Source organism: Hallella mizrahii, from assembly GCF_009695775.1.
In the GTDB taxonomy this organism is placed as follows: domain Bacteria; phylum Bacteroidota; class Bacteroidia; order Bacteroidales; family Bacteroidaceae; genus Prevotella; species Prevotella mizrahii.
Map to the genome: position 1 here is coordinate 1 of NZ_VUNG01000100.1, position 1,460 is coordinate 1,460.

General features: G+C 48.8%; 1 protein-coding gene. It reads right to left on the reverse strand.

Going from position 1 to position 1,460, the window contains the following annotated elements; genetic code table 11:
- Positions 1-1,388 (reverse strand): transposase (locus FYJ73_RS15610; RefSeq protein ID WP_154535660.1); only part of this gene is annotated, 1,388 nt, incomplete at its 3' end.
- Positions 1,389-1,460: the final 72 nt, after the last annotated feature.

Genomic DNA, 1,460 nt, shown 5'->3' on the forward strand with positions numbered 1-1,460 from the left:
TAGTGAGCCAGAGCTTGCGGTGCCGTCAGATCCAGCCCGAGCGTTACAATGGCGACAAACCCTAAAAGTCTGAGTGAGTCGTTGTACTTCTTCTCGTTCTTCTCAAACGACACGACATGTCTTTTCTTGTCCAGTTTTACGTCGAACATGCAGAAGTCCCTTTTAAGTGTCTCATCGTCAGGGGCTTCCTCTTTGCCATCAATCATCTGCTGAAGACTGTTTCTCTGCCCTTCGACCTTCATGTCTATGTTGATTTGCCCCTCGCTCCTCCACGACGGATTGAAGAAGAGATTCAGGCGCATCTTGCTTGCTGCCTTCTCGTACTTGCCCTTTCCATGTACCTTGTAGTCAATGTCGTACTGCTTGTAGTACAGCTTGCTGTCAAGGTCTATCTCCATTCCGTCCGGACGGACATTGAAGTCTCCAAGGCCGTCTATTTTGTCGCTGATAAACTTGTGGCCGGTCTTCATACACATTATAGCGGACTGGTCATGAAGAATGTTGTCCTCAAGGATTTGCACTGTCCCATAGCCCCTGTCCGTTATCATTACGTAATTCGTAAAACCGGCACAGCGCAGGTCGGACTGGATGACACCCATTGTGCGTGAGTCAGGGATATTACCGGGAAACGACCTGTAATAGATGGGCATGTGGTTGCTGAGAGTATAGACTACAACTTCATTCGTCTGCGCCAAGGCAATGTTCTCCTTGTTGTGCCCCCAGCGTATGTCGGCCAGGCTGCTCCCGTAAGCCGACCTGCTTGTGGAGTCAACAGCACAGAGCTCCATCTTTCCAATTCTTTCTGAACGAAGGCGCAATAAGGCCTGGCGGTCTTTCTCAGTGATTGACTGCGTAAGACGGGTAATGTCTCCCGGAGACATTTCGCGCGCGGACGGAGTCTTGGTGTATCTCTGCCAGCGAGCGAGCCTGCTGTAAGAATAGCTGGAAATATAGGGGAACATGGCAAGCGTCATGATGTCATCCACTTTCTCCTTGTTTCCCTCGAACACCTTCTCCAGGTCCTCGCGTATCTTGGTCTTCTCTGCAACTCTTTCCATAAGCCACACGTCGCCATACAGACGGTTCTGCGCGTCTCCATTATAGGAGGGTCTCCCTGCTTTCCTCGTGCTTGGCAAAGAGTCAAGTTCACTCAAATCCCATCCCTGTGGGAATACCAATTGTTTTCGCTCGGCAGGAGGCATGTAGAGGTATGCCTTGCCTGGAATGAACTTCAGGCTTTCGGTCACCGTGCCTAAATGAATGCTTTTGTTCATGCGCTTACCGGTTGCCTCATTCGTTACACGTGGACGTAGTGTAGCATATCTATATCCATTATTGATGTGAAGCGTCACCTTGTGAGCCGTCTCATCGCTTATAGGCCTTGCCATTGTGCTATATCTTTGATTACCGCTACAAATGTAACAATAATAAATGAAATGACAAAACATAATAAGTTAAAT